This window comes from Pseudomonas helleri, assembly GCF_001043025.1.
GTDB lineage: Bacteria > Pseudomonadota > Gammaproteobacteria > Pseudomonadales > Pseudomonadaceae > Aquipseudomonas > Aquipseudomonas helleri.
In genome coordinates, this window is sequence record NZ_JYLD01000007.1 from 260,323 (window position 1) to 287,180 (window position 26,858).

Consider the following 26,858-nt stretch of genomic DNA (forward strand, 5'->3'; position numbering starts at 1 on the left):
GGATCTGTGGATTGTCACGCGCGCTTGCTCTAGATCGCGGGTATAGACTTTTTTCGGCTTTACCCAAGCGAAAAAAGGAGTAGAGTGGCGCGCCTTCTGTTCTGCCCTACAGTGTTTTATGAAGTTTCGCACAGCTACTTCCTCTGCTACTCGCTCCAGCACATCGCCCGCAGCGCCTAAACGCTTTTCTTTGCGCATTGCGGTCTGGCTGCTGGACAACCCTCACCTGGGCGCTAAATCCAGCGTCAAACACGTTGCCGGCCATTTGCTCAAGCAGCCTGCCCGCCAAGGTGTGGTGCTGGCGCAAAGCCGTTTGGGGCAATTGATGTGCCGTGATTGTGGAAGCTCCCGGGACCAACGCATTGGTCACGAGCTTTTACGTCAGGCCGCCCGCGCCGGTGACCGCGTTGCTCAACAGGAATTGAGCAAGATCGAAGACTGAGCTGTCTTCGTGCCCTGAGCTTGGTTAACCTTGCTTTTTTACCTTGCGCGGAGTGGTTATGGCCCTGGACCTGAGCAGTATTTTGCTGGGCTTGGCGTTGGCAGGCGTGCCGTTGTTGGCGTTCGTTTGGCAATTGCAGCGGCGCGCCAGCGGGCATCAAGCCGAGTTGAACCTGCTCGAAGAGCGCCTGAATATGGCCCAGTTGGCTCAGGACGGTCTGAGCGCACAGCTGGACGCCAGCCGCGATGAAATCAGTGACTTGGGGCAGGCCAACACGGCCAAGCAGGCCGATCTGGCGGCGCTGCGCCGTGAGGTCGAACTGTTGCAGGTAGAGCGCGACAACGCGCGTGATGCTGCCCACGCCTGGAACCTGGAACGCGCACAGAAAGAAGCCGAGCTGCGTCACCTTGGCGCTCAGGCTGCTGGTCTGAGTGCCGAACTGCGCGAGCAACAAGAAAGCCATCAACAACGTTTGAGCGATCTGCAAGGGTCACGAGATGAATTGCGCGCGCAGTTCTCGGAGCTGGCCGGCAAGATTTTTGATGAGCGCGAACAACGTTTTGCGCAAACCAGCAATGAGCGTCTGGGCCAATTGCTCGACCCGCTTAAAGAGCGCATTCAGTCTTTCGAAAAGCGCGTTGAAGAAAGTTACCAGCAGGAAGCCCGTGAGCGCTTCTCGCTGGGCAAAGAGCTGGAGCGTCTACAGCAACTTAATCTGCGCTTGAGCGACGAAGCCACCAACCTGACGCGCGCCTTGAAAGGACAAAAGACCCAGGGCAACTGGGGCGAACTGATTCTGGAGCGGGTGCTTGAGCATGCCGGGCTCGAAAAGGGCCGCGAGTATCAAACCCAGGTCAGCCTCAAGGGGCCGGATGGCGAGCGCTTTCAGCCGGACGTGTTGATCCTGTTGCCGGGCGACAAGCAGGTGGTGGTCGACTCCAAAGTCAGCCTGACGGCGTATCAGCAGTTTGTCGGTGCTGATGACGACGTGATCGGCCAGGCGGCGCTTAAACAGCATGTGCTGTCACTGCGTAATCACGTCAAAGGTCTGGCCGGCAAAGACTATAAACGTCTGGAAGGCCTGCACAGCCTGGATTTCGTGTTGTTGTTCGTGCCCATCGAAGCGGCTTTTTCGGCGGCGCTGCAAGCCGAACCCAACCTGTTTCAGGAAGCCTTTGACCGTAACATCGTGATCGTCAGCCCGACCACATTGCTCGCCACCTTGCGGGTGATCGACAGCCTGTGGAAGCAGGAACGCCAGAGCCAGAACGCCCGAGAAATCGCCGAGCGGGCCGGTTGGCTGTACGACAAGTTTGTGCTGTTTATCCAGGACCTGGATGAAGTCGGTAATCGTCTTCAGCAGTTGGATAAAGCCTACGCAGCAGCACGCAACAAACTGACCGATGGGCGCGGCAACCTTGTCAGCCGCAGTGAGCAGCTCAAATTGCTCGGCGCCCGGGCGAGCAAGAGCTTGCCGCCCGAATTGCTGGAGCGGGCCATGACCGACATCAACGGCGTAGCGCATCCGGCTGAGTAGCTGCGTCGCCTCACCCCGCCCTGTAGGAGCGAGCTTGCCTCGCGATCTTTTTACGATCAAAAGATCGCGAGACAAGCTCGTACCTACAACGGCACATGCCGGCTCAGCAATGCTCTCAACACTGCAGGCTTGACCGGCTTACCCAGATACTTAAGCCCCGCTGCATGCACTTCGGCAATCATTTCCTGGCGTCCGTCGGCGCTGATGACCACGCCCGGCACGGGCTCGCCCAGTTGCGCGCGCAGCCAGCCCATCAGCTCAGTGCCGGTTTCGCCGTTGTCCAGGTGGTAGTCGACCAACACCAGTTGCGGGCGCACGCCGTCGTTTAGCAAGGCTGCGCATTCATCGCGGTTTCTGGCGGTCCACACGCGGCAGCCCCAGCGCGTCAGCAGGCTCTGCATGCCGATCAAAATGCTGTCTTCGTTGTCGATACACAGCACTTGCGCACCGGTCACCGATTGGCTTTTTGGCTCGTTGGGCACCGCTTGTGGTGCGGCTTGGGCCTGTGCCAGCGGCACGCTGACGCTGAACACGCTGCCTTTGCCCGGCCATGAGCGCACTTGCAGGGTGTGCCCGAGCACTCGGCACAGGCCGTCAGCAATCGCCAAACCCAACCCCAGGCCTTTTTCGGCGCGGGTCTGGTGGCTGTCCAGGCGTTTGAATTCTTCGAAAATCACTTGCAGCTTGTCTTGCGGGATACCGGGGCCGCGATCCCAGACCTCCAGGCACAAGTGCTGGCCGCGACGCCGCACGCCCAGCAGTATCGGGCCCTTGGCGTAACGGAAGGCGTTGGTCAGGAAGTTTTGCAGGATGCGCCGCAGTAGCTTGATGTCGCTGCTGACCCGCAAACGGCTCCCGCGTACCCGGAACTTGAGGCCTTGCTCTTGTGCCTGGGCGGTAAATTCAGTGCCCAGGGTATTGAACAGATCGTTGATTGCAAAAGGCTTGATGTCGGGTGTGAATTTGCCGTTTTCCAGGCGGGAAATATCCAGCAAGTCGCTGATCAAGTCCTCGGCTGAACGCAGCGAACTGTCCAGATGTTGCACCAGTCTCTGCGCTTCCGGGCTTAAGTCTTCCTGGTGCGAAAGGGCGGCCGAGAACAGCCGCGCCGCATTCATGGGTTGCATCAGATCATGGCTGACAGCGGCCAGAAAACGGGTTTTCGATTGGTTGGCGGCCTCGGCAATGCCTTTGGCTTCGGTCAGCGCCTTGTTCAGTTCCGACAGTTCACGGGTTCGCTCGGCGACGCGCTGTTCCAGGCCTTCGTTGGCCTCGGTGAGCGCCTGTTCGGCCTCACGAAACGCGGTAATGTCGGTAAAACTCATTACGAACCCGCCGCCCGGCATGGGGTTGCCGATCAGTTCGATCACCCGACCATTGGGGAACAGGCGTTCAGAGGTGTGCGCCCGACCTTGGCGCATCCAGTGCAGGCGGCGCGCCACGTGCACTTCTGCTTCGCCGGGGCCGCACAGGCCGCGTTCGGCGTTATGGCGAATAATGTCGGCAATCGGGCGGCCAACGCTGATCAGCCCCTCCGGGTAGTCGAACAGTTCCAGGTAGCGGCGGTTCCAGGCCACGAGTCGCAGGGACTGGTCGACCACGCTGATGCCTTGGGTGATGTTTTCGATTGCGCCCTGGAGCAAGGCACGGTTGAACTGCAATACTTCTGACGCTTCGTCGGCAATGCGTACGACGTCTTCAAGCTGCATTTCCCGGCCTTCAATGGCGGCCTTAACCACCGCGCGGGTTGACGACGCGCCCAGTACACCGGCCAGCAAGCGCTCGGTATGGGCGATCCATTCGCCATCTGCGTTCTGATTGGGGTTGAAGCCTTTGCCCTGGCGGTAGGCGAAGCGGATAAAGCTCTGGCGGGCGCGTTCTTCGCCGACAAAGCGGGCCGCCAGTGTCAGCAGGTCGTTAATTTGCACCGAGAGCATGGAGCGGCCGCTGGGGTGGCTGCTGATTTCCTGGCCGATAAAACGTCCGGCCTGCCAGTGCTCCGACACTCGGGTACGCGACAGCACCGAGACCCAGGCAAACAGGGTGAAGTTACCGGCCAGCGACAGCACCACGCCCTGTGTCAGCGGGGTGATCGGCAGACCCAGCGGGTTGCTGTGCAGCCACGCCAGCCCCGGAAAGTGATTTAGATGCCAGCCCATGCTGTGGGCGATCAGCGGCAGCACCAGGGTGTAAAACCAGATAAACGTACCGGTCGCCAACCCGGCAAAAACACCCCGGCGGTTGGCTTGTTTCCAGTACAGCGCGCCGAGCATTGCGGGCGCCAGTTGAGTGACCGCAGCGAAGGAAATTTGCCCGATGGTGGCCAGGCTGGCCGTAGAACCCAGCAAGCGGTAACTGACATAAGCCAGCAGCAGGATGACCACGATCGACACGCGGCGCACTGAGAGCATCCAGTAACGGAACACCTCGAACGGGCGCTCAGCGTTTTTGTGGCGCAACAACCACGGCAACAGCATGTCGTTGGACACCATGGTCGACAGCGCCACGCTCGCCACAATTACCATGCCGGTGGCGGCCGAGGCGCCGCCAATAAAGGCCAGCAACGCCAGCGCCGGGTGAGCCTGGGCCAGTGGCAGGCTGATCACGAACGAGTCCGGCAGCACCGAACTGGGCAGCATCATTTGCCCGGCCAGGGCAATCGGCACCACAAACAGCGCCGCTAATATCAGGTAGGCCGGGAACACCCATTTGGCCAAGCGCAGGTCTTGCGGCTCGATGTTCTCAACCACGGTGACGTGGAACTGCCGGGGCAGGCAGATGATCGCCATCATGGCGACGCCGGTTTGCACCACCATCGACGGCCAGTTGATGGTCTCTTTCCAGTACTCTTCAAGACGCGGCGCCAGCATGGCCTGGCTGAACAGGTCGTCGAAACCGTCATACAGGCCGAAGGTGACAAACGCGCCGACCGCTAAAAAGGCGAAGAGCTTGACCAGCGATTCGAAGGCAATGGCCAGCACCATGCCCCGGTGGTGTTCAGTTGAGTCGAGATTGCGGGTACCAAACACAATGGTGAACAGGGCCAGCACCAGTGACACCAGCAACGCCGTGTCCTGGGCGCGAGTGCCGGTGGCGTCTGCGCCCGCGCCGATCAGCAGGTTAACGCCGAGCACGATGCCTTTAAGTTGCAGGGCAATGTAAGGCAGCACGCCGACCAGGCAGATCAAGGCCACGACAATCGCCAGTGACTGGGATTTGCCATAGCGTGCAGCAATAAAGTCGGCAATCGAGGTGATGTTCTCTTGCTTGCTGATCATCACCATTTTTTGCAGGACCCAGGGTGCGCAGACCAACAGCAGCACCGGCCCCAGGTAAATCGGCAAGAACGCCCAGAGTTGTTCGGCGGCCTGGCCTACGGCGCCAAAGAAGGTCCAACTGGTGCAGTACACCGCCAGCGACAAACTGTAGACCCACGCGCGTACCCGCGGCGGCAGCGGTTTGCTGCGCCGGTCACCATAAAAGGCAATGGCGAACATGATGGCCATATAAGCCAGGGCGACGGCGGCAATCAGCCCGCTGGACAACGACATGGAGACTCCTGAAGGTAAATAGACCCGGGCGATCCGGCCCGCAAGTCTAGTCTCGCACGATGTTTAAATCGCGTCAGGCTCGACCATGGTCTGAGCGCGGCCTGGTGTCGCAGTGCGGCTCATTGGCCCAGTGCCAGGTCGATTTGCTCATTCAGTTGTTCAAGCGTTAATGGCGCTTCGGCAAACAAGATGCGAAACACCACCGGGGCGACGATCACGTTCAACAGGCGGTCAATGTCTGGCAGTTGGTCGACGTGCCCACGGTGACGTTCGAGGATGATCCGCAACTGAGCGCCGAGGATCTGCACGCAGGTCCCTTTGGTCGGGCTGCATTGCACGTCACGCATCATGTTGCGCCCGGGCTCGGAGTTCATTTCATCCAGATACTGCTCGGCCCATGCCTGGATGTCCCCGCGCAAACTGCCCGTGGCTAGCGGCTCGGTATCGGGTCGCATGCGCTCCAGGGCAACGTCGGCGAGTAACACGTTCAAGTCGCCCCAGCGCCGATAAATGGTCGACGGGGTGACCCCGGCGAGGGTGGCCACCATGGGCACGGTGACGTTGGCGCGCTCGTGCTCCTTGAGCAATTGGCGCACCGCCGAATGGATTGATTCCTGCACGCGGGCACTTCGCCCGCCCGTGCGTACTTCCTTAGGTTGGTTCATGCGTAAAACCTTAACACAAAGAATTTGCTTTAAGCCGCAGGCCGTCGCACACTCCGCAAAAGCAAATTCTTAGCTTTAGCGAGGATGGTATGTCCAACAGCACTGATATCCCGGCTCCAAACCGTTCCAGCATGGTGTTTCTCGGGCTTACCGTCCTGACCTTTCTGGCGGCTTCGGCGGCGCCCACGCCGCTGTACCGTATCTACCAGGAAAACATGCACTTTTCGGCCGCCACCTTGACCCTTATTTTCGGCGTTTATGCCTTGAGCTTGCTGACGGCGCTGCTGACAGTGGGCTCATTGTCGGATTATTTGGGGCGTAAACCAGTCATTTTTTGTGCGTTGATCCTCGACATGCTGGCGATGGGCTTGTTCCTCAGCGCGGACAGTGTGGCCTGGCTGATTGCCGCGCGCTTGTTGCAAGGCTTTGCCACGGGTATGGCAACCAGTGCGCTGGGCGCTGCAATGCTGGACAACGATCGCCAGCAAGGGCCACTGATCAATAGCATTTCACCCTTGGTGGGCATGGCCTGCGGGGCATTTGGCACCAGCGTGCTGGTGGAGTTTGCGCCGCAACCGTTGCACCTCGCGTACTGGGTATTGCTCGGTTTGCTGGCCGCCCAGGCCGTGTATGTCTGGCGATTGCCCGAGAGCGTGAGCCCGCAACCCGGCGTACTAGGTTCGTTGCGGCCCAGCTTGCATATCCCGCCGCAAGCACGTGCGGCGATGTGGCAGGTGTTGCCGGTCAACGTTGCGGTGTGGGCGATGGGGGGCTTTTACCTGGCGCTGGTGCCGTCACTGATCCGTGCGGCCACGGGCTCAAACTCTTTTCTGGTGGGCGGGGCGATGGTGGCCGTGCTGACCTTGAGTGGCGCCCTGGCTATTTTCAGCATGCGCAATCAATCTGCCACGTGGGTGCTGACGCTGGGCTCCAGTCTGCTGGTGGTGGGCGTCAGCACAATCATGCTGGCCGTTCACAGTGGCAACCTCGGGCTGTTTTTCTTTGGCTCGTTAGTGGCTGGCAGCGGCTTTGGCACCGGCTTTTTAGGCAGCATCCGCAGTGTCGTGCCGTTGGCGCTGCCCCATGAGCGGGCGGGCTTGATGTCGGCTTTTTACATCCTCAGTTATCTGGCGTTCTGCCTGCCGGTATTGCTGGTGGGGAGCCTGACGCGCATTTTTGGTCTGGTCAGAACCGCCGACGGCTTCAGTGTGGTGTTGATTGTGCTGGCACTGGGGGCACTGTTAAGTGTGTTTTTAAGACGAGCTGCCAGCCCGTACAAGGCTTGAGTCCGCGCCTTTCGTACCTATATAGGTAAAACAGATAACAGTTAGAGAAATTACCCGTTATATAGATATTCGATTCAGTTCTACTCTTGAATCACCTCACAAGAGGAACAGGAGGAGCCCATGAATTGCACCACAACTGCCAAAGCTGACTTTCGGCCACTGAGCCAATTGCAGCACCCACGTGAAATGATTCGCCAGTTCACCCCGAACTGGTTTGCCGCCACCATGGGCACAGGCGTCCTGGCCTTGGCACTGGCGCAATTGCCGGTACAAATCCCGGGGCTGCATGCCGTTGCCGAAGGCCTCTGGCTGTTCAACATCGGTTTGTTCATTCTGTTCAGCCTGCTCTACGGTGCGCGCTGGGTGCTGTATTTCGATGAAGCGCGGAGGATCTTCGGTCACTCCACCGTGTCGATGTTTTTCGGCACCATCCCTATGGGCCTGGCGACCATCATCAACGGTTTTCTGTTGTTTGGCGTCGCCCGCTGGGGCAGCGATATGGTCCAGGTGGCGCATGTGCTGTGGTGGCTGGATGTGGCCATGTCGCTGGCGTTCGGGGTGATGATCCCTTACATGATGTTCACCCGTCAGGATCACAGCATCGACCAGATGACCGCGGTCTGGCTGTTGCCGGTGGTGGCGGCTGAAGTGGCGGCGGCCAGTGGCGGCTTGCTCGCCCCGCATCTGGCTGACCCGGTGATGCAGTTCCATGTGCTGATCACCAGCTACGTGCTATGGGCGTTTTCGGTGCCGGTCGCTTTCAGCATTTTGACCATCCTGATGTTGCGCATGGCGCTGCACAAGTTGCCGCACGAAAACATGGCCGCGTCGAGCTGGCTGGCGTTGGGGCCGATTGGTACCGGCGCACTGGGCATGTTGCTGTTGGGGGCTGATTCGCCCGCGATTTTTGCCGCCAATGGTTTTGCCCGCATCGGTGAAATCGCCGAAGGCCTGGGTTTGATCTCGGGTATCGCGTTGTGGGGCTTCGGGCTGTGGTGGATTCTGATGGCGCTGCTGATCACCATCCGCTACTTCCGTGCCGGTATTCCGTTCAACCTGGGCTGGTGGGGCTTTACCTTCCCGCTGGGCGTTTACTCGCTGGCCACCTTGCGTCTGGGCCATGTGTTGCAACTGAGCTTTTTCGATGGGGTGGGCTGTGTGCTGGTCGCGATGCTGGTGATGATGTGGTTCATTGTCGGTTCGCGCACCCTTAAAGGTGCCTGGCGCGGCGAGTTGTTTGTGTCGCCGTGCATCGCCGGACTTAAGAAGTAATCCATGTGCCCAGGCTCTGTGCGAAAACGCCGAAATTGACGTTTTTCGTTACAGAACCTGGGTAAGGTTGTGTCTTGAGTGTTAAAACCACACTCCAATGAGAAAGCCTCCGGCGCAACTTGAGTACATGGATGATGAGTCACCCTTCGCAGTTCAGTTTGCTCGGGAAGCGTCGCTTCCTGCCGTTCTTTGTCACCCAGTCCCTGGGTGCGCTCAATGACAACCTGTTCAAGCAGTCGCTGATTCTCGCCATCCTTTATAAGCTGAGCATCGACGGGGATCGCGGCATCTGGGTCAACCTGTGTGCGCTGCTCTTCATCATTCCGTTCTTTTTGTTCTCGGCCTTGGCCGGGCAATTTGGCGAAAAATACCCCAAAGACCAACTGATTCGTCTGATCAAACTGGGCGAAATCGCCATCATGGTTGTCGGCGCCATCGGTTTTGCGTTCGATCATTTGACCTTGATGCTGGTCGCGCTGTTTGCTATGGGCACCCACTCGGCTCTGTTCGGTCCGGTGAAGTACTCGATCTTGCCGCAGACCCTGCACGACGATGAACTGGTAGGCGGTAACGGCCTGGTTGAAATGGGCACCTTTTTATCGATTCTGGCGGGCACCATCGGCGCCGGGATCATGCTCTCGTCGCAGCACTACACGGTGATTGTGTCGGGGGTGATTATTTCGGTGGCCGTGCTCGGGTATCTGGCCAGTCGCGCCATACCGCGGGTTGCTGCCGACACTCCAGAACTGCGCCTTAACTGGAACATCTTCAGTGAGACCTGGGCCACGCTGCGCCTGGGTTTGAATCAGACGCCTGCCGTGTCGCGGTCAGTGGTCGGCAACTCGTGGTTCTGGTTTGTCGGGGCGATTTATCTCACGCAAATCCCGGCCTACGCCAAAGAATGGTTGTACGGCGATGAAACCGTGGTGACGCTGATTCTCACCGTGTTTTCGGTGGGCATTGCCGTGGGCTCGATGCTCTGCGAAAAGCTCTCGGGGCGTAAGGTCGAAATCGGCCTGGTACCGTTTGGCTCGTTTGGTCTGACTGTGTTTGGCCTGTTGCTGTGGTGGCATTCGGGGCACATGCCGCAAAACATCCAGGCCAACGACTGGCTCGGCGTGCTGGGCTTTAGCCAGGCCTGGTGGGTGTTGCTGGATATTTTGGGGCTGGGCGTGTTTGGCGGCTTCTATATAGTGCCGCTATATGCGCTGATCCAGTCGCGCACCGCCGAAAACGAACGCGCCCGGGTCATCGCCGCCAACAACATTCTCAATGCGCTGTTTATGGTGGTGTCGGCCGTCGTCACCATCCTGCTGCTGAGTGTGGCCAAGCTGACGATTCCAGAGCTGTTTCTGGTGGTGTCGTTGCTGAACATCGCGGTCAACACCTACATCTTCAAAATCGTCCCTGAATTCACCATGCGCTTCATGATCTGGCTGCTCAGCCATTCCATGTACCGCGTCAAACACAAAAACCTGGAAGCCATCCCGGATGAAGGGGCGGCCTTGTTGGTGTGCAACCACGTGTCGTTCGTGGATGCGTTGTTGATCGGCGGCGCAGTGCGTCGGCCGATTCGCTTTGTGATGTATTACAAAATCTACAACTTGCCGGTGCTCAACTTTATCTTCCGGACTGCGGGCGCGATTCCGATCGCCGGGCGTGCTGAAGACGAGGCGACCTATGAGCGTGCGTTCAGAAAGATTGCCCAGTATTTGAATGACGGTGAACTGGTGTGCATCTTCCCGGAAGGCAAGTTGACCAGTGATGGCCAGATCAGCGAGTTCAAGGCGGGGGTTCGGGTGATTTTGGAGCAGACGCCAGTGCCGGTCATTCCGATGGCGTTGCAAGGCCTGTGGGGCAGCTTTTTCAGCCGTGACCCGAACAAGGGCTTTTTCCGCCGCTTGTGGTCGCGGGTCACCCTGGTGGCGGGCGCGCCGATACCGGCCAGCGAAGCCACACAAAAGCTGTTGCGTGAGCGGGTCAGTGAATTGCGCGGTGATGTCGCGTGAGGTAAAGGCTGGGGAGGGCGAGCCAGTCTCGCGATCTTTTGATTGTCAGAAGATCGCGAGACACGCTCTAGCGTTTAGCTGCTGAGCTTAAGCCCGGCCAGGCCGGCAATGATCAGCGCAACGCTGGCCAGTCGGAACAGCGCCATGGATTCACCAAACAGAATGATCCCGGCGATGACCGTGCCGACAGCGCCCACACCGGTCCAGATGGCATAAGCGGTGCCCAGTGGCAGTTCTTTCATGGCCAGGCCGAGCAGGCCAAGGCTGACCAGCATGGCTGCAACGGTCAGGGCGGTGGGGATTGGCCGAGTGAAGCCTTCGGTGTATTTGAGGCCGACGGCCCAGCCCACTTCAAACAGACCGGCAAAAAACAGAATAATCCAGGACATGGTTATCTCCATCAATTGATGGGGTCGTCCCCAGATTAATCACTCGATGAGTCGCAGGGTCGTCCCCGCAGTGCGCACTATATTGCACACGATTTTTCTGACGATCAACCCCGAGTTTTCAGTCAGTGGATGGCTGGTTGGCCTTCAAGCGATCGTCTTTTTCACTCATCCGGCGGAAATACGTCGACAGCAACGCCCCCGAAATGTTGTGCCACACACTGAACAGCGCACTGGGCACGGCTGCCAGCGGCGAAAAGTGCGCGCTGGCCAATGCCGCGCCCAGGCCGGAGTTCTGCATGCCGACTTCCAGGGCCAGGGATTTGCGCTGGGCCAACGGCAGTTTGAACAGGCGGCCGGTAAAGTAGCCGAGCAAATAGCCAAAGCTGTTGTGCAGCATGACCACGGCCATGATCAACAGGCCCGACTCGGCGATTTTTGCCTGACTGGCGGCCACCACAGCGGCCACGATAATCACAATGCTGACCACCGACACCAGCGGCAGCACGTCGACTGCGAAGTGCACGCGCGCGCCGAGCAAGCGTTGCACCAGCACGCCCAGCACAATCGGCAGCAACACCACCTGCAGGATTGACCAGAACAGCTCCATAAATGACACCGGCAACCAGGCCGATGCCAGCAGCCAGATCAGCGCCGGGGTCAGCAGTGGGGCGAGGAGGGTGGTCACGGCGGCAATCGCCACGGACAGGGCCAGGTCGCCTCGCGCCAGCCAGGTCATGACATTGGAAGACGTGCCGCTTGGGCAGCAGCCCACCAGAATCACCCCGACGGCGATCTCGGGCGGCAGGTGGAAAATCTGACAGAGCAACCACGCCACGCCGGGCATGATCACGAAATGAGCAACCACACCCAGCGCAACGCGCCACGGGTGGCGGGCGACTTCAGCGAAGTCATCGAGTTTGAGGGTCAGGCCCATACCGAACATCACCACACCCAGAAGCGGCACGATGGCGCCTTTGAGGCCGATAAACCAACCGGGCTGCAGAAACGCCAGCACGGCAAAAATTAGCACCCAGTAAGCAAAGGTATTACCGACAAAGCGGCTTAAAGCAGCAAGTGCACGCATGGTGTTCCTTATTATGGTCAGGCTTTTGTGGGAGCGGGCTTGCTCGCGATGCAAGCCACTCGGTCATTTTGATGTACGAGTCGATCCAATCGCGAGCAAGCCCGCTCCCACGGGCGTCAGGGTTAAATCCCTTGTGGAATTTCTTCACCGCCCAGCGCTTCAAACAACTGCGGCAAGAACTCACCGAAGGTCAGCATCATCAAGGTGAAGCTGGCGTCTTGTTGGCCGAGGTCATCGTCACCGCCGTTCTGTTCGGCTTCGTCTTGCAGCAGGTCTTCAAACTTCAGGCGTTTGACCACCAGTTTGTCGTCCAGCACAAACGACAGCTTGTCTTGCCAGGCCAGCGACAGTTGGGTCACGACTTTGCCAGTGCTCAGGTGCAACTGGATTTCATCGCTGGTCAGGTCCTGACGCTTGCAACGGATAATCCCGCCGTCTTCGTGGGTGTCGCGCAGTTCGCACTCATCCAGCACAAAGAAGTTGTCGGCCGCTTTTTGGGTTTTGACCCATTCGGTCATGGTGGCGCTTGGCGCGACTTTTACGCCCAGCGGGCGAACCGGCAGCGAGCCGATCACTTCACGCAGGGTGGACAGCAAGTCTTCGGCGCGTTTAGGGCTGGAGGCGTTGACCAGGATCAGGCCCTGTTTTGGCGCGATGGCGGCAAAGGTGGCCGAACGGCGAATAAAGGCACGCGGCAGGAAGGCCTGGATGATTTCATCCTTGAGCTGGTCACGCTCCTTCTTATAGACCTTGCGCATTTGCTCGGCTTCGATCTCTTCGACCTTCTCCTTTAATGCATCACGCACAACGCTGCCTGGCAGGATGCGTTCTTCTTTACGGGCGGCAATCAGCAGGAAGTCCTGGCTGGCGTGAACCAGCGGTGCGTCTTCGCCTTTGCCGAAAGGGGCGACGAAACCGTAGGTGGCTAATTCCTGGCTTGCACACGGGCGGGCCGGTTTGGTGGCCAGTGCCGTTTCCAGCACCTGCGCATCAAAAGGCAGATCTTGGGTCAGGCGATAGATAAGCAGGTTTTTGAACCACATGGGGTGAATCACTCCTTTATACAAAGAGGGCATTATTCGCTTGATAGCCTTAATAGGCCAACCCTGCGCTAAGCCTTTGTCGTGCATAAGAAAATTATTTTAAAAAGTGCTTGCCAGACTATAGGTCGCTCCGTAGAATGCGCGCCACACCGAGAGTGAAAGGGTGATTAGCTCAGCTGGGAGAGCATCTGCCTTACAAGCAGAGGGTCGGCGGTTCGATCCCGTCATCACCCACCATTCGCTCACAGTGTTACGCGCAGCGGTAGTTCAGTCGGTTAGAATACCGGCCTGTCACGCCGGGGGTCGCGGGTTCGAGTCCCGTCCGCTGCGCCATTTTTTGTACCACAAGCCCCTTGAACGCTTGTGGTTGGGAAGGTCCGCTGAATGCAGGCTTTTCCTGAAAGGCTTCGGTTCAGCAGCTCGCTGTTGAATCAAAGATGCAGGGCGTTGGAAACGGTAGTTTTTAAACGGGTTTGAAAAAAACTTGAATAAAAACAACCACTTACACAAAAAGTGTGAGAGAATGCGCCCCGCAACGAGAGTGAAGTGAAAGGGTGATTAGCTCAGCTGGGAGAGCATCTGCCTTACAAGCAGAGGGTCGGCGGTTCGATCCCGTCATCACCCACCATTCGCTTTCAGTGTTACGCGCAGCGGTAGTTCAGTCGGTTAGAATACCGGCCTGTCACGCCGGGGGTCGCGGGTTCGAGTCCCGTCCGCTGCGCCATATTCGGAACACAAGCCCCTTGAACGCTTGTGATCCACAGAAAGCCCGCCTAGTGCGGGCTTTTTTGTGCGCGTGTGTTTTGTATGTGGCTGTAGGAGCGAGCTTGCCTCGCGATCTTTTAAAACTCAAAAGATCGCGAGACAAGCTCGCTCCTGCAGGTTTACTGCACGGGCGCTTTAGAAATCCCAGCGCGTGCTCACCATCACGTTGCGCGGATCACCGTAATACGACGAGTTGTAGAAGCCGATGTTGGTGTAATACGACTTGTCGAACACGTTGTTCAGGTTGACCGTGGCCGAGAGGTTTTTGCTGATCTGGTAGCGCGCCATCAGGTCCACCAGCCAGTACGGGTCTTGGGAAAACTTCTCTACGGTGCCGCCCTTGTTCCAGTTGGTCAGCATTTGCCAGCCCGTGCCTTGCCAGCGTACGCCACCGCCCAGGGTGAGCTTGTCCCAGTCGCCGGTCAGCTTGTAACTGGTGTACAGGTTGATCTGGTCTTCAGGCTCCCAGGTAGACACCTTCTTGCCGCCTTTTTCGCGGCTGACCTTGTGCGTGTAGCCCGCTTGCAGTTGCCAGCCGGGCAGCAGTTCGCCCGAGATTTCTGCTTCGTAACCTTTGGTCGTGGCCTTGATGCCCTTGTAGGCGTACTCGATGTCCGGGTTGGTCGGGTTCGCGTTGTAGGCGGTGTCGTCTTCCGGGCGGTTGTCCTGGTGCACTTCGAAGTAGGCCAGGCTTGAATTCAGTCGCCCGTCGAAGAACTCGCCCTTTAAGCCGATCTCGTAGTTGGTGCCTTCATCGGGCTCAAGCATTTTGTTGTCGCGGTTGCGGTAATACGACTGCGGCAAGAAGATTTCGGTGTAGCTGGCGTAGGCCGAGATGTTTTGATTGATGTCATAAATCAACCCCGCATACGGCAACACCTTGCCCGTGTCCTTGGCCTGGCTGGTGCCGGTGAGGGTGTAGTCGGCCACGCGGGTACCGAGCATCAGGGTCAGGTCATCGGTAAGGCTGAAGCGGCCGGTGATGTAGGTGCCGGTCTGACGGGTAGTTTCGTCGTTTCGCGAGGTCACGTTGCCCCAGTCCGGCTCATACGCATCGCCTTTCCAGTTGTAGTAGTCGTACATGCTTTTAAACTGGATGGCGCTGGTGTAGTCGTTGCCGGTCCAGTGCGAGCGCGATACCGAACCGCCAACCACCAGTTCATGCTCGCGGCCCAGGAACTCGAACGGGCCGGTGGCGTAGATGTCGCCGCTGTCGCTGACGTATTCGCCGGTATATTTGCGCGCCAGCAGTCGTGCTTCGCCGGTTTCTAAGTTGGGGAACAGCAAAGCGCCCAGCGGGGCGTTATAGCCGTTGATCTGGTGGTTGTACTGGGCTTTGGCGACCCAGCCGTTGTCAAAACTGTGTTCGAGGGTGGCGAAAGCGGTGCGCGTGTATTGCTTCCAGCTGCTCCACTTGGCGCCGTTGTTGAACGAGCGCGGGGTGCTGATGCGTTCACCGGCGGAGTTGAACAATGAGGCGCTGCCTGACCAACTGGAGCCTTTGGGGTTGTTGTCCTGATAATCGGCGCCGAGGGTGAGCAGGGTGTCTGGGTCCAGATCAATCTCAAGAATCCCGTAATAGACCTCACTGTCGCGTTTGTAGTGGTCCATGAACGAGTGTTTGTCCTGGTAGGCCGCCACGGCCCGGCCCCGCACATTGCCGCTTTCGGTCAGTGGCCCGCTGACGTCGATTTCCGAGCGGTAGTTGTCCCACGAGCCGGCGCCGACATCGATGTGGGCCTTGAACTCGCGGGTGGGTTTTTTACGCACCATGTTGATGGTGCCGCCGGGGCCGCCAGCGCCGGTGAGCAAGCCCGTTGCGCCCTTGAGGATTTCTACCCGGTCGTAAATCGCGGTGTCGGTAAGGGTGTGCCCGGCGGAGTATTGCGGGTCTTGCAGGATCGGGATGCCGTCGTATTGGAAGTTCTTGATCGCAAAGCCGCGCGAGTAATAGCTGGTGCGGTCACTGTCATAGGTGGCCACGGTGATGCCGGGGGTATGGCGCATCACGTCATCAATCGAGGTGAGGCCAAAATCGTCCATCGCCTGGCGTGTGACAACCGAGATCGACTGCGGGGTTTCGCGGGGTGTCAGCACCATGCGCGTAGCCGTGGCGATGCTGCCGGGGGTGTAGGAGCCCGAGCCTTCTGTGATGGTGCCCAACTGGTTGGCGCTGACCTGGGTTGCGCCCAATTCCAGCGCGCCACCCGCTGCAGGCAAGGCGTCAAGCATGTAACCGTTAGTGCTTTTGACCACGGTGTAGCCGCTGCCGTGCAGCAGTGTTTCAAAGCCGCTTTGTTCGTTGTAGACCCCATGCAGACCGGGTGTGGTCAGCCCTTCAAGGTTGTGCGATTGAAAAATGATCGCCACGCCCGCCTGTTGCGCGAAGCGATTCAAGGCGCTGCTCAGCGGTCCGGCAGGAATATCGTAAGTCTGCACGGCCGTTTGCGCCTGGGCGATCGAGGTGCTCAACACGCCGGCCGCCGACGCCACAATCAAATGAATGGCCAGTGTCAGCGGCTTGCAGGCCTGAGGGCGAAAACGCCCGCGATGAAGGGAGGAGGTCAGCATGGAGAACGCAATCCTTTATGGGTCTGTATACCTTCCTTGACGGCTGACGCTGAAAAAGCGGAACGAATGCGAATTATTATTTTTTAGGCTGCGGCAATTGGCTGATCACAATCAGCCACGGGGTATAGGTTTTGATGCTCAACGGCAGGGTCTCGGCGATCAATTGCAGCGCCCGGTCGGTGTCATCCAGCGGCAGCACGGCCGTCACGCGCAAGTCGGCCAAGGCGTTGCGATCAAACTGCAGATGGCCGCGGCGATGGCGCGCTATCTCATCCAGCACCTGATCCAGCGGCTGGTTTTCGACCACCAACTGATGGCGGCGCCAGGCTTCATTGATGCTGGCGGGGTCTACGGTGCCAGACAGTTTTACCGCGTCGCGGCTGATCAACGCCTTTGAGCCGGCGCCCACTTCCAGGGTTTGTTGCTCGTTGGCACTTTGCGCCGCCACCCGCGACTGCAGCATGCTCAGCACGGTGGTGTCTGCCAGATGATTGACCACAAAACGGGTGCCCAGGGCGCGCATGGTGCCCTGCGCGGTCTGCACGATAAAGGGTCGTGAACGGTCATGCGCCACCTCGACCAGAATTTCGCCCTGGAGCAATTCGATCCGTCGCTCCGTGCTGTTGAAGTGCACGTTGACGGCACTGGCACCGCTGAGGGTGAGGGTGGAGTCGTCCGCCAGGTGCAGGGTCTTCCAGTCGTTGGGCCCGGTGCTGATATCGGCCAGCCAGCGTTCGGGGTACTGGCTTTTTAGCGTCAGAGTCACGGGCAAGGCCAGGCATGCAGCAATCAGCACAACACGCAGTATGTGCTTGCGCGGGGCCGTGGGTTTACGCCCGGTAAAGGCGGCATTCAACGCGGCCTTTGCTGGGGCCGACTGTTCGCGCAGCGATTGCAGGCGGCTGATGGCATCTTGCATGCGCTGGGCGGCGGCTGCATGTTGCGGGCTCTGCTGCTTCCAGCACTCGAACTCAAGACGCGCCGCGTCGCTGAAGCCTTCTTCGTGCAGGCGCAGCATCCACTCGGCCGCTTGCTCATCAATGATCTGGCGGGGCGCTGGCATCAGGTGTCCAGGCTATGGCTGCAATGCAGCAAGGCTTGAATCAGGTATTTGCGCACAGTGCGGTCGGACAACCCCAGTTGGCGGGCGATCTCGCTTTGGGTCAGGCCGTCGAGGTAATACAAGACAAACGCCTGGCGGACGTTGTCGTGCAGACCTTCGAGCATAAAGGCGATGTGTTCAAGGGCTTCGAGGGTGCTGAGGATGTGTTCGGGGGACTGATAGCCTTCCAGTGCCTCGGCGGTCAGGGCCAGCTCTTGCAGGTAAGCGTTTTCGATGTGTTTGCGGCGCACTTGATCGATGATCAGCCGACGGGCGGTGGTGCTCAAAAACGCTCGCGGCTCGCGCAGGGAGGCCACCGACTCACGGGCATTGAGAATTCGGGCGAAGGTGTCCTGAGCCAGATCGGCAGCATTGTGCGCACAGCCGAGTTTTCGGCGCAGCCAGCCAAACAGCCAGCCGTGATGTTCGCAGTACAGGTCTGAAATCGCGGCCTGGAACGGAGGTTCACCCGAAGACATAGAATATTACTCAAACGTTATTGAGAATTATTGCTAATTCTGAACGTAAGTTCGGGGTAAACGCAAGCGGGCGAAACAACTGTACGAGCGAGCTTGTCTCGCGATCTTTTGATCTTTAAAAGATCGCGAGACAAGCTCGCTCCTACAGGGTGGGGGGGTTAGTGCTTGGCGATCAGGTTGCCGGCGTGCAGGCCGCATTCCTTTTGCGTCGCTTCTTCCCACCACCAGCGGCCTTCGCGTTCGTGCTGGTTTGGCAGGACCGGGCGGGTGCAAGGCTCACAGCCAATGCTGATGTAACCGCGCTCATGCAGGCTGTTGTACGGCAGCTCGAGCATGCGGATGTAGCCCCAGACTTCCTCGCTGGTCATTTGCGCCAGCGGGTTGAATTTGTACAGCGGGCGCTCCGGCGTCGAGAACGCACCGTCGATTTCCAGTGCCGCGACCTGGCTGCGGGTGCCAGGGCTTTGGTCACGGCGCTGGCCGGTCGCCCAGGCTTTAACAGTCGACAGTTTGCGACGCAGGGGTTCGATCTTGCGCACGCCGCAGCACTCGCCGTGGCCGTCTTTGTAAAAGCTGAACAAGCCTTTTTCTTTGACGAACGGTTCCAGTTTGGTCTGGTCCGGCGAGATCAGCTCGATCTGGATCTTGTAGTGGTCGCGCACCTGTTCAATAAAGCGATAGGTCTCAGGGTGCAGGCGCCCGGTGTCGAGGCTGAACACTTTGACGTTCTTGTTGAGCTTCCAGGCCATGTCCACCAGCACCACGTCTTCGGCGCCGCTGAACGAGATCCAGAGTTCGTCGCCAAAATGTTCAAAGGCGAGTTTGAGAATGTCCTGCGGGGACTTGCTGGCGTATGTCGCGGCTGTTTGCGCAACGTCGAACGGATGGCTCATCAGGCGGTTTCCTACGGTGAATGGCGCTGGGCGCTCTCTAGTGGGGCGGATGGTAGCAAAAACCGCGCGCTACAGGGTTTGCAGCGTGTCGAGCAGCACCTTCACTTTGGTGATCGATTCTTGATATTCATCGTGCCAGTCAGAGTCGGCAACGATCCCGCCGCCGCCCCAGCAATTGACCCGGCCGTCTTTGACCAGCAGGCTGCGAATGGCGATTGAGCTGTCCATTTCCCCGCGCACATCCAGGTACAGCAGCGAGCCGCAGTAAATGCTACGCCGGGTGGGTTCCAGCTCATCAATGATCTGCATGGCGCGAATTTTCGGCGCGCCGGTAATCGAGCCGCCGGGGAAGCTGTCACCGATCAGGTCCAGCGCGTCTTTGCCCGGCGCCAGTTCACCGACAACGCTGCTCACCAAGTGGTGAACGTTGGGGTAGCTTTCGAGGGCGATCAATTGCGGCACGCTCACCGAGCCGGTGCGGCAGGTGCGGCCCAGGTCATTGCGTAACAAGTCGACGATCATCAGGTTTTCCGCACGGTCCTTGGTGCTGGCCAGCAGCTCGGCGGCGTTGGCGGCATCTTCTGCCGGATTTTGACCCCGTGGGCGCGTGCCTTTGATCGGTCGGGTTTCGACCTGATTCTGGCTGACATGCACAAAGCGCTCGGGCGACAGGCTGAGGATGGCAGTGTCTTCGGGCAGGCTGACAAAGCCTGAAAACGGCGTCGGGCACGCGTCGCGCAAGGCGCAATAGGCGGCCCACGGGTCGCCCTCGCAGGGGGCGCTGAAACGCTGGGTGTAATTGACCTGGTAGCAGTCGCCCGCCTGAATGTAGTGCTGGATTTTTTGCAGGGCGTGTTGGTAAAACTCAGCGCTGATGTCGGGCTGCATGGGGTGTTTGAGCGAGAACGTGCCAGGCTCGCTCTGCGCGGGCTGAGCGAACAGCTCAATCAGGCGCTCGCGTTCGGCCACGGCCAGGCTGGGGTGAAACACCAGTTGGCTGGTCGCCGCCTGGTGGTCGCTGACCAGCGCCCAGGCATACAGCCCAAGCCGTGCATCGGGTAAATGCAGGTCGTTGAGCGACTGGGCGGGCAGGTGTTCAAGCTGGCGGCCGAAGTCATAGCTCAGGTAGCCGATGAGCCCGCCGACAAAAGGCAGCTCATAGGGCGCTGGCAGTTCAGCGTCGCCCAGTTGTTTTAGCGCATCACGCAGACGTTGCAGAAACCCGCGCCCTGATTCATCCGCACGCACGCTCAACTCTTCGACTGGCCAGGCGCTCAGCAGGTCATAGCGCCCGCGCTCTGCGACGGGGCGGCCGCTGTCCAGCAACACGGCGCCAGGGGCATGGCGAATCGCCGCAAAATAAACGGCAGGGTTGGGGTGGTAGGGCAGGGGGTGTACAGAGCAGGTCAACATGCGACGCCAATCAGCCAACGGAGCGGGGTGCTGATTGTAGTCTCGTGCAGGACGTCAAGGCTATGTCGGAACCGTGGGAGCGGGCTTGCTCGCGATGGAATCACCGCAGTGACTCAGACAAACCGGGTTGTCTGAATCGCGAGCAAGCCCGCTCCCACAACATTGTTGCGATCGGATCATTCTTTATTGCTGGTGAATATGCCCGAACAGCTCTTGGGTAAAGCGCACGCGCTCTTCGGGGGTCTCTTGAATGCCTTTTTCTGCCAGTTCGGCGAGGTGGGCTTCCACGGCGTGGGTGCGCAGGGTCAGGCCGCAGTTGTTGGCGATCTGGATGTTCAGCCCCGGTCGGGCATTGAGTTCCAGAATCAACGGGCCTTTGTCCTGGTCGAGCACCATGTCGACGCCGATATAGCCCAGGCCGCATAGCTCATAGCAACCGGCGGCCAGCTTCATGAAGCCGTCCCAGTTGGGCAGTTGCACGCCGTCCACCGCATTGGTGGTGTCCGGGTGTTTGCTGATGATGCTGTTCAGCCACGTGCCGCGCAGGGTCAGGCCGGTTGCCAGGTCGACACCCACACCGATGGCGCCCTGGTGCAGGTTGGCCTTGCCGCCCGATTGGCGGGTCGGCAAGCGCAGCATGGCCATTACCGGGTAGCCCATCAGCACAATAATGCGAATGTCCGGTACGCCTTCATAGCTGATGCTTTTGAAGATCTGGTCAGGCGTGACGCGGTACTCGATCAGTGCCCGGTCACGGTGCCCGCCCAGGGAATACAGGCCGGTGAGGATGCTGGAAATCTGATGTTCGATTTCTTCGTGGCTGATGATCTTGCCCGACACGGTGCGAAAGCGGTCCTCGAACCGGTCAGCGATCACCAAAATGCCATCGCCGCCCGCGCCTTGTGCGGGCTTGATCACGAAGTCCGAGCGGCCACCGATGATGTCATCGAGTTTCTCGATTTCTTTCTCGGTGGAGATCACTCCGTACAACTCCGGCACATCAATGCCGGCGGCAATGGCGCGCTCTTTGGTGATGATCTTGTCATCCACAATCGGGTACAGGCTGCGTTTGTTGTACTTGAGTACGTAGTCCGCATTACGCCGATTGATGCCCATGATGCCCTTGGCTTCCAGGGCCTTCCAGGTCTTCCAGAAGCCAAACATCAGGAGTCAGCCTTCAAGAACGCTTTGAAACGCACCAGCTCGGTCAGGCGGTAGCCGCGATAACGACCCATGGCCAGCATGAAGGCCACCAGAATCAGCAGCACGGCCGGGAAGGTGAACACGAAGTACACCAGCTCAGGCACGCTCATCACCAGATAAGCCAGGGTGGCGGCAAACAGGGTGCCGATGGCGACTTTCATGGCATGGCCGCCGCCACGCTCTTCCCAAGTGATCGACAGGCGCTCAATGGTCATGGTCAGAATCACCATCGGGAACAGTGCCACCGACAGCCCGCGTTCAAGGCCCAGTTTATGGCTGAACAGGCTGATGGCGGCGATCAGAATTACTACGAACGTCAGCACCACCGACAACCTGGGTAGCATCTGCAACTTCAGATGTTCCAGATAGGAACGCAGCATCAACCCGAGCGCCGTTATCACCGTAAACAGGATGATGCCGAACTCCAGTTGAGTTTCGCGGAACGCCAGTGCGATCAGTACCGGGGTAAAGGTGCCGAGGGTTTGCAGGCCGATCAGGTTGCGCAGGACCAGAATCACCAGTACGCCAATCGGGATCATCACCATGATCATGAAGGTCTGCTGGGTTTGCAGCGGCAAGCCGTACAGCGAGTACTCCAGGAAGTTGGCGTCGGTGTTCTCGTCGGTCAGTTTGGCCAGGCGAATGGCGTTCATTTCGCTGTTGTTGAGGCTGAACGTTACGTTGGCTTTTTTGCCGCCATCCATCGTCACCAGCGGCTCGTCGCCGATCCACCAGAGCAGGCGGTCAGACGGCAGGCCTTGCTCGCCCGATTCCGGGTTGAAGTACAGCCAGTCGTTGCCGTTGAAGCTGCGCAGCCACAGTTCCGGGTTTTGCGGTTGATCGGCGACCAGGCGGATGGTGTGCACGCGCTCCATCGGGACGTGGGCAATCGACAGCAGCAATTCAATGATCTGGGCTTTGTGCGGGGTCGACGGATCGCCCGCCAGCAGCAACTTGACGTTGTCATCATTGAGGTTGTTCACCCGCTTGATGGTTTCGCTGATAAAGGTTTCGACGTCGGCAGAGTGCTGGCGAATCGGTGCAAGCAGGGCTTCGGCGGCGATTTTCTCCGGGCCGTCGACGGCGATGCTGTCGCGGAATACCGGGCCTTTGACCTTGGTTTTGTCACCCGAATAACGCTTGGTCAGGACCAGGCGGTAGTACAGGGTTTGCTTGCCGCTGACCCGGCGTGCCGACCAGGTGACCTTGCGGTTGCCGTCGACGCGGTTGACGCTTACCCCGTAGTTGTTCGAGATAAAGCTTTCATTGAGGCTGACGTAATCGCGGTTAAGCGGCGGGACGAACATCTGGATTTTGACCGGATCTTTGGCGTTGGCCACGAACTCGACTTTGGCGTCGATGTTCCACAGGTCGTCGGTCGCGTCTTCGGTCACAGGGATGCCGATGACGAAAATCTGGTAGGCGGTAATTGAAACGCCCAACACCAACAGAATGGTGATCAAGATTTTCAGGTGAAGGGTAAGAGCGCGCATTTCAATTACTCTGCGATTTGAGCGTTAGCGACGCAGGCAGGTTTGCCAGCAGCGTATTTAAGACTGGGGTCGACCAGCGCATCAAAGCGTTTAAGCGCTTCGGAGCCAATCAACAGCGGGTATTGGAACGCACTTCGGTCGGTCAAGTTCACTTCGATGGTGCGTAAAGCCTTGCCCATACAAATTTCCAGGCTGATGACCGGGCGTGAGGTGTAGTTCTTGTCGGCCTGCGGATCGTAGTCACCGGAGCGGCGTTTGATCTTGCTCACGCGGGCCAGCGGGCGTTCGATGGGGTGGCTGTGGGCGTCGTCGATGGCCAGGTAAAAGCGCACCCAGCTTTCACCATCACGTTTAAAACGTTTGATGTCGCGGGCGCTCAGCGAGGCGGTTTTGGCGCCGGTGTCGAGTTTGGCTGCAACTAGCAGGTCTATGCCTGCCAGTTCGGCGTATTCATTCAGGCCGTACACGGTTTTTTCGCCGCCAAGGCTCAGGCCCGGCAGCGACAGCAGACATAGAAAGGTGAAGAGGGTGATGAATTTCATAAATTGAGGCGTGATCTCTTGCAATCTTCAGTTCAAGGCGACTGGCAAAGATGCAAGTTTCCTCGTGCGGCTGCCCGATGGAAAGGGGCAGGGCGGATGCGGCGGGCATTCTAACATGATGGTTTTATGGCGCCAGCGTTCGCGCCGTCTGCGCGGGCTGTTAGTAATGTCGATTACACCAAGGTCTTATTCGACGATTGTCGACAATCCATATTTATCCTTTGACTGATAGCGCTTAAATGGCTAGTTTTGGCGCTATTGATTTAGAAGGTGTCGACAATATGCAGCAAGCACTGGAGCCGTCCCTGGTTATCCAGGATGACTCGGAAACCTTGTCCGAGAACGTCTTTCGACGCATTCAGGCGGCCATTGTTAAAGGCGAAATCGCCCCGGGCAGCAAGATCTCCGAACCTGAACTGGCGCGCACCTACGGCATCAGCCGCGGCCCTTTGCGTGAGGCGATTCATCGGCTTGAAGGCCAGCGTTTGTTGGTGCGCGTCCCGCATGTTGGCGCCCGCGTGGTCTCGTTGAGCCATGCCGAGCTGATCGAACTTTACGAAATTCGCGAGTCCCTTGAAGGCATGGCCTGCCGTTTGGCGGCCGAGCGCATGAGCGATGAAGACATCGCTGAGTTGCGCCAGGTGCTCGAAACCCATGAGCGCGATGAGGCGTTTCAGGCGGGTGTCGGGTACTACCAGCAAGAAGGCGACTTTGATTTTCATTACAAGATTATTCAAGGCAGCGGCAATCGCACGCTGACCCAGATGCTCTGCGGTGAGTTGTATCAATTGGTGCGCATGTACCGCATCCAGTTTTCCGCCACCCCCAACCGCCCGCACCAGGCGTTTGCCGAGCATCACCGGATTCTCGATGCCATTGCCGATCGCGACGGCGAACTGGCCGAGTTGTTGATGCGCCGCCACATCGGCGCTTCCAAACGCAATATCGCGCGTCACTACCAAGACAGCGCCCAGCAGACAGCCACTCCACGAGGTGAGTCATGAGCAATAAAAACAGTCCAGGCCAGCGTTTCCGTGATGCAGTCGCCAGCGAACACCCGTTGCAAGTCGTCGGTGCGATCAACGCCAACCACGCACTGCTGGCCAAACGTGCCGGTTTCAAAGCGATTTACCTGTCGGGTGGCGGTGTCGCTGCGGGTTCGCTGGGCGTGCCGGACCTGGGCATTACCGGCCTGGACGACGTGCTGACCGACGTGCGCCGTATCACTGACGTGTGCGACCTGCCGCTGCTGGTAGACGTGGACACGGGCTTTGGCTCGTCATTCTTCAACGTTTCGCGCACGGTCAAATCGATGATCAAGTTTGGCGCTGCGGCCATTCACATCGAAGACCAGGTCGGCGCCAAGCGTTGCGGTCATCGCCCAAACAAAGAGATCGTTTCGCAGCAAGAAATGATCGACCGTATTAAAGCCGCGGTGGATGCGCGCACCGATGACAGCTTCGTGATCATGGCGCGCACCGATGCGCTGGCGGTCGAGGGCCTGGAGTCGGCGCTTGAACGTGCGGCGGCGTGTGTTGAGGCCGGTGCCGACATGGTGTTCCCGGAAGCCATCACCGAGCTTGAGATGTACAAACTGTTTGCCGACCGGGTCAAGGCGCCGATTCTGGCCAACATCACCGAGTTCGGCGCTACGCCGCTGTACACCACCGAGCAATTGGCCAGCGTTGATGTATCGCTGGTGCTGTACCCGCTGTCGGCGTTCCGGGCGATGAACAAGGCAGCAGAGAACGTGTACGGCGCTATCCGCCGCGACGGTACCCAGCAAAACGTGATCGACACCATGCAAACCCGCATGGAGCTGTACGACGCCATCAACTACCACGAATTCGAGCAGAAGCTCGACGCGCTGTTTGCAGCGAAGAAATAACTCAGAGATATGTACAAAGACTTGCCGAATCCCTAACAAATTCAAGATTGGAGAGCGCAATGGCCGAAGCAAAAGTATTGAGTGGTGCCGGATTACGTGGCCAGGTGGCCGGGCAAACAGCCCTGTCGACGGTCGGTCAGGAAGGCGCCGGCCTCACTTATCGGGGTTATGACGTGCGTGAACTGGCAGCCGATGCCCAGTTTGAAGAAGTGGCTTACCTGCTGCTGTACGGCGAACTGCCGACTAAAACCCAGCTGGCTGACTACACCGCCAAGCTGAAAACCCTGCGCGACTTGCCGCAAGCGCTGAAAGAAGTGCTGGAACGCATCCCCGCAGACGCCCACCCGATGGACGTGATGCGCACCGGTTGCTCGTTCCTGGGCAATCTGGAACCAGAGAAAGACTTCTCCGAGCAGTTGGACAAGACCAACCGCCTGCTGGCGGCCTTCCCGGCGATCATGTGTTACTGGTACCGCTTCAGCCACGACGCCAAGCGCATTGAGTGCGTGAGCGATGAAGCGTCGATTGGCGGTCACTTCCTGCACCTGCTGCACGGCAAAAAGCCGAGCGAGTTGCACGTCAAAGTGATGAACGTGTCGCTGATCCTCTATGCAGAACACGAGTTCAACGCCTCAACCTTCACCGCCCGTGTCTGTGCATCGACACTGTCCGATCTGTATTCGTGCATCACTGCGGCCATCGGCTCGCTGCGCGGCCCGCTGCACGGTGGCGCCAACGAAGCGGCCATGGAAATGATCGAGCGCTTTGCCTCGGCCGAAGACGCCGTCGAGGGCACCCTCGGCATGCTGGCGCGCAAAGACAAGATCATGGGCTTCGGTCACGCGATCTACAAAGACAGCGACCCGCGTAACGAAGTGATCAAGGGCTGGTCGAAAAAGCTGGCTGAAGAAGTGGGCGATACCGTGCTGTTCCCGGTGTCCGAAGCCATCGACAAAACCATGTGGGAGCAAAAGAAGCTGTTCCCCAACGCCGACTTCTACCATGCCTCGGCGTACCACTTCATGGGCATTCCGACCAAGCTGTTCACCCCGATATTTGTCTGCTCGCGCCTGACCGGCTGGGCTGCACACGTGTTCGAACAGCGCGCCAACAACCGCATCATCCGTCCAAGCGCCGAGTACATCGGCGTTGAACAGCGCAAGTTCGTGCCAATCGAGCGTCGCTGAATGAGGGAGTTGATGGCCGCTGTTGACTAAATGTGGGAGCGGGC

Annotated in this window: 21 protein-coding genes and 4 tRNA genes; 12 read left to right on the forward strand and 13 right to left on the reverse strand. The window is 58.9% G+C overall.

The annotated features are described in order from the left end of the window. Window positions 1-118 precede the first annotated feature (118 nt). Window positions 119-442, forward strand: a complete 324-nt coding sequence (locus TU84_RS13755; RefSeq protein ID WP_048369784.1) for an SEL1-like repeat protein — start codon at window positions 119-121, stop codon at window positions 440-442. A gap of 172 nt (window positions 443-614) precedes the next feature. Then, window positions 615-1,979, forward strand: coding sequence for a DNA recombination protein RmuC (gene rmuC, locus TU84_RS13760; protein WP_174479328.1), 1,365 nt, complete (start codon window positions 615-617; stop codon window positions 1,977-1,979). A gap of 83 nt (window positions 1,980-2,062) precedes the next feature. On the opposite strand, the gene TU84_RS13765 is transcribed toward rmuC, so the two are convergent. Both TU84_RS13765 and TU84_RS13770 read right to left on the reverse strand, forming a co-directional pair. Continuing rightward, window positions 2,063-5,530 carry a PAS domain-containing hybrid sensor histidine kinase/response regulator gene (locus TU84_RS13765; protein WP_048369788.1) on the reverse strand — a complete coding sequence of 1,156 codons (3,468 nt, stop codon included), beginning with the start codon at window positions 5,528-5,530 and terminating at the stop codon, window positions 2,063-2,065. Window positions 5,531-5,649: 119 nt separating this feature from the next. Continuing rightward, the gene (locus TU84_RS13770) at window positions 5,650-6,195 is read right to left on the reverse strand and encodes a TetR/AcrR family transcriptional regulator (RefSeq protein ID WP_048369790.1); all 546 of its coding nucleotides are present in this window, start codon (window positions 6,193-6,195) and stop codon (window positions 5,650-5,652) included. An 89-nt stretch (window positions 6,196-6,284) separates the two neighbouring features. Here TU84_RS13770 and TU84_RS13775 point away from each other — a divergent pair, with 89 nt between their 5' ends. The 3 genes from TU84_RS13775 to TU84_RS13785 all read left to right on the forward strand — a co-directional run bounded on the left by TU84_RS13775 (window position 6,285) and on the right by TU84_RS13785 (window position 10,762). Next, entirely contained in the window at window positions 6,285-7,481 is a 1,197-nt protein-coding gene (locus TU84_RS13775; RefSeq protein ID WP_048369791.1) for an MFS transporter, read from the forward strand. Between the two features lie 120 nt (window positions 7,482-7,601). Continuing rightward, the gene (locus tag TU84_RS13780) at window positions 7,602-8,753 is read left to right on the forward strand and encodes a TDT family transporter (RefSeq protein ID WP_048369793.1); all 1,152 of its coding nucleotides are present in this window, start codon (window positions 7,602-7,604) and stop codon (window positions 8,751-8,753) included. A 134-nt stretch (window positions 8,754-8,887) separates the two neighbouring features. Beyond that, entirely contained in the window at window positions 8,888-10,762 is a 1,875-nt protein-coding gene (locus TU84_RS13785; RefSeq protein WP_048369887.1) for an MFS transporter, read from the forward strand. Between the two features lie 74 nt (window positions 10,763-10,836). On the opposite strand, the gene sugE is transcribed toward TU84_RS13785, so the two are convergent. The 3 genes from sugE to rdgC form a co-directional block, all read right to left on the reverse strand. Further along, window positions 10,837-11,151, reverse strand: a complete 315-nt coding sequence (gene sugE, locus TU84_RS13790; protein ID WP_048369794.1) for a quaternary ammonium compound efflux SMR transporter SugE — start codon at window positions 11,149-11,151, stop codon at window positions 10,837-10,839. Window positions 11,152-11,269: 118 nt separating this feature from the next. Further along, on the reverse strand, window positions 11,270-12,235 hold the full coding sequence (locus tag TU84_RS13795) for a bile acid:sodium symporter family protein (protein WP_048369795.1): 966 nt from the start codon (window positions 12,233-12,235) through the stop codon (window positions 11,270-11,272). Window positions 12,236-12,357: 122 nt separating this feature from the next. After that, complete coding sequence (gene rdgC, locus TU84_RS13800; protein ID WP_048369798.1) at window positions 12,358-13,278, reverse strand: recombination-associated protein RdgC; 921 nt, start codon at window positions 13,276-13,278, stop codon at window positions 12,358-12,360. A 161-nt stretch (window positions 13,279-13,439) separates the two neighbouring features. Here rdgC and TU84_RS13805 point away from each other — a divergent pair. From TU84_RS13805 to TU84_RS13820, 4 genes are all read left to right on the forward strand, one after another. Continuing rightward, window positions 13,440-13,515 (forward strand) — tRNA-Val (locus TU84_RS13805). Window positions 13,516-13,534: 19 nt separating this feature from the next. Continuing rightward, window positions 13,535-13,611 (forward strand) — tRNA-Asp (locus tag TU84_RS13810). A 219-nt stretch (window positions 13,612-13,830) separates the two neighbouring features. After that, window positions 13,831-13,906 (forward strand) — tRNA-Val (locus TU84_RS13815). Between the two features lie 19 nt (window positions 13,907-13,925). Continuing rightward, a tRNA-Asp gene (locus TU84_RS13820) sits at window positions 13,926-14,002 on the forward strand. Window positions 14,003-14,178: 176 nt separating this feature from the next. Here TU84_RS13820 and TU84_RS13825 read toward each other — a convergent pair. The 8 genes from TU84_RS13825 to rloA form a co-directional block, all read right to left on the reverse strand. After that, the gene (locus TU84_RS13825; RefSeq protein ID WP_048369800.1) at window positions 14,179-16,614 is read right to left on the reverse strand and encodes a TonB-dependent siderophore receptor; all 2,436 of its coding nucleotides are present in this window, start codon (window positions 16,612-16,614) and stop codon (window positions 14,179-14,181) included. A gap of 76 nt (window positions 16,615-16,690) precedes the next feature. Beyond that, window positions 16,691-17,677 carry a FecR family protein gene (locus TU84_RS13830; RefSeq protein ID WP_048369802.1) on the reverse strand — a complete coding sequence of 329 codons (987 nt, stop codon included), beginning with the start codon at window positions 17,675-17,677 and terminating at the stop codon, window positions 16,691-16,693. After that, window positions 17,677-18,195 carry a sigma-70 family RNA polymerase sigma factor gene (locus TU84_RS13835; RefSeq protein WP_048369804.1) on the reverse strand — a complete coding sequence of 173 codons (519 nt, stop codon included), beginning with the start codon at window positions 18,193-18,195 and terminating at the stop codon, window positions 17,677-17,679. Before TU84_RS13835 ends, TU84_RS13830 begins: the two co-directional genes overlap by 1 nt. Before the next feature lie 158 nt (window positions 18,196-18,353). Then, window positions 18,354-19,088 (reverse strand): phosphoadenylyl-sulfate reductase, encoded by a 735-nt coding sequence (locus TU84_RS13840; protein WP_048369806.1) that lies wholly within the window; start codon window positions 19,086-19,088, stop codon window positions 18,354-18,356. A gap of 69 nt (window positions 19,089-19,157) precedes the next feature. Continuing rightward, complete coding sequence (gene pabB / locus TU84_RS13845; RefSeq protein ID WP_048369807.1) at window positions 19,158-20,501, reverse strand: aminodeoxychorismate synthase component I; 1,344 nt, start codon at window positions 20,499-20,501, stop codon at window positions 19,158-19,160. A gap of 183 nt (window positions 20,502-20,684) precedes the next feature. After that, entirely contained in the window at window positions 20,685-21,665 is a 981-nt protein-coding gene (locus TU84_RS13850; protein ID WP_048369809.1) for an alpha-L-glutamate ligase-like protein, read from the reverse strand. Continuing rightward, entirely contained in the window at window positions 21,665-23,197 is a 1,533-nt protein-coding gene (rloB, locus tag TU84_RS13855) for an osmotic stress tolerance membrane protein RloB (protein WP_048369811.1), read from the reverse strand. Before rloB ends, TU84_RS13850 begins: the two co-directional genes overlap by 1 nt. A gap of 5 nt (window positions 23,198-23,202) precedes the next feature. Beyond that, a complete protein-coding gene (gene rloA, locus TU84_RS13860; RefSeq protein ID WP_048369813.1) occupies window positions 23,203-23,739 on the reverse strand; it encodes a retropepsin-like aspartic peptidase RloA in 537 nt (178 codons plus the stop codon). A gap of 281 nt (window positions 23,740-24,020) precedes the next feature. Between rloA and TU84_RS13865 the strand changes: the two genes are divergently transcribed. From TU84_RS13865 to prpC, 3 genes are read left to right on the forward strand one after another with little or no spacing between them, the layout of a single operon-like run. Beyond that, on the forward strand, window positions 24,021-24,743 hold the full coding sequence (locus TU84_RS13865) for a GntR family transcriptional regulator (RefSeq protein ID WP_048369815.1): 723 nt from the start codon (window positions 24,021-24,023) through the stop codon (window positions 24,741-24,743). Then, window positions 24,740-25,627, forward strand: a complete 888-nt coding sequence (gene prpB, locus TU84_RS13870; RefSeq protein WP_048369817.1) for a methylisocitrate lyase — start codon at window positions 24,740-24,742, stop codon at window positions 25,625-25,627. The genes TU84_RS13865 and prpB overlap by 4 nt, the downstream gene beginning before the upstream one ends. A 59-nt stretch (window positions 25,628-25,686) precedes the next feature. Further along, entirely contained in the window at window positions 25,687-26,814 is a 1,128-nt protein-coding gene (gene prpC / locus TU84_RS13875) for a bifunctional 2-methylcitrate synthase/citrate synthase (RefSeq protein WP_048369818.1), read from the forward strand. The last annotated feature ends 44 nt before the right edge of the window (window positions 26,815-26,858 follow it).

Bases quoted from the DNA above. Each gene is read 5' to 3' on its own strand.
- TU84_RS13755 (WP_048369784.1), top strand. From the start codon at position 119: ATGAAGTTTCGCACAGCTACTTCCTCTGCTACTCGCTCCAGCACATCG.
- TU84_RS13765 (WP_048369788.1), bottom strand. From the start codon at position 5,530: ATGTCGTTGTCCAGCGGGCTGATTGCCGCCGTCGCCCTGGCTTATATG.
- TU84_RS13770 (WP_048369790.1), bottom strand. From the start codon at position 6,195: ATGAACCAACCTAAGGAAGTACGCACGGGCGGGCGAAGTGCCCGCGTG.
- TU84_RS13775 (WP_048369791.1), top strand. From the start codon at position 6,285: ATGTCCAACAGCACTGATATCCCGGCTCCAAACCGTTCCAGCATGGTG.
- TU84_RS13780 (WP_048369793.1), top strand. From the start codon at position 7,602: ATGAATTGCACCACAACTGCCAAAGCTGACTTTCGGCCACTGAGCCAA.
- TU84_RS13785 (WP_048369887.1), top strand. From the start codon at position 8,888: ATGAGTCACCCTTCGCAGTTCAGTTTGCTCGGGAAGCGTCGCTTCCTG.
- sugE (WP_048369794.1), bottom strand. From the start codon at position 11,151: ATGTCCTGGATTATTCTGTTTTTTGCCGGTCTGTTTGAAGTGGGCTGG.
- TU84_RS13795 (WP_048369795.1), bottom strand. From the start codon at position 12,235: ATGCGTGCACTTGCTGCTTTAAGCCGCTTTGTCGGTAATACCTTTGCT.
- rdgC (WP_048369798.1), bottom strand. From the start codon at position 13,278: ATGTGGTTCAAAAACCTGCTTATCTATCGCCTGACCCAAGATCTGCCT.
- TU84_RS13825 (WP_048369800.1), bottom strand. From the start codon at position 16,614: ATGCTGACCTCCTCCCTTCATCGCGGGCGTTTTCGCCCTCAGGCCTGC.
- TU84_RS13830 (WP_048369802.1), bottom strand. From the start codon at position 17,677: ATGCCAGCGCCCCGCCAGATCATTGATGAGCAAGCGGCCGAGTGGATG.
- TU84_RS13835 (WP_048369804.1), bottom strand. From the start codon at position 18,195: ATGTCTTCGGGTGAACCTCCGTTCCAGGCCGCGATTTCAGACCTGTAC.
- TU84_RS13840 (WP_048369806.1), bottom strand. From the start codon at position 19,088: ATGAGCCATCCGTTCGACGTTGCGCAAACAGCCGCGACATACGCCAGC.
- pabB (WP_048369807.1), bottom strand. From the start codon at position 20,501: ATGTTGACCTGCTCTGTACACCCCCTGCCCTACCACCCCAACCCTGCC.
- TU84_RS13850 (WP_048369809.1), bottom strand. From the start codon at position 21,665: ATGTTTGGCTTCTGGAAGACCTGGAAGGCCCTGGAAGCCAAGGGCATC.
- rloB (WP_048369811.1), bottom strand. From the start codon at position 23,197: ATGCGCGCTCTTACCCTTCACCTGAAAATCTTGATCACCATTCTGTTG.
- rloA (WP_048369813.1), bottom strand. From the start codon at position 23,739: ATGAAATTCATCACCCTCTTCACCTTTCTATGTCTGCTGTCGCTGCCG.
- TU84_RS13865 (WP_048369815.1), top strand. From the start codon at position 24,021: ATGCAGCAAGCACTGGAGCCGTCCCTGGTTATCCAGGATGACTCGGAA.
- prpB (WP_048369817.1), top strand. From the start codon at position 24,740: ATGAGCAATAAAAACAGTCCAGGCCAGCGTTTCCGTGATGCAGTCGCC.
- prpC (WP_048369818.1), top strand. From the start codon at position 25,687: ATGGCCGAAGCAAAAGTATTGAGTGGTGCCGGATTACGTGGCCAGGTG.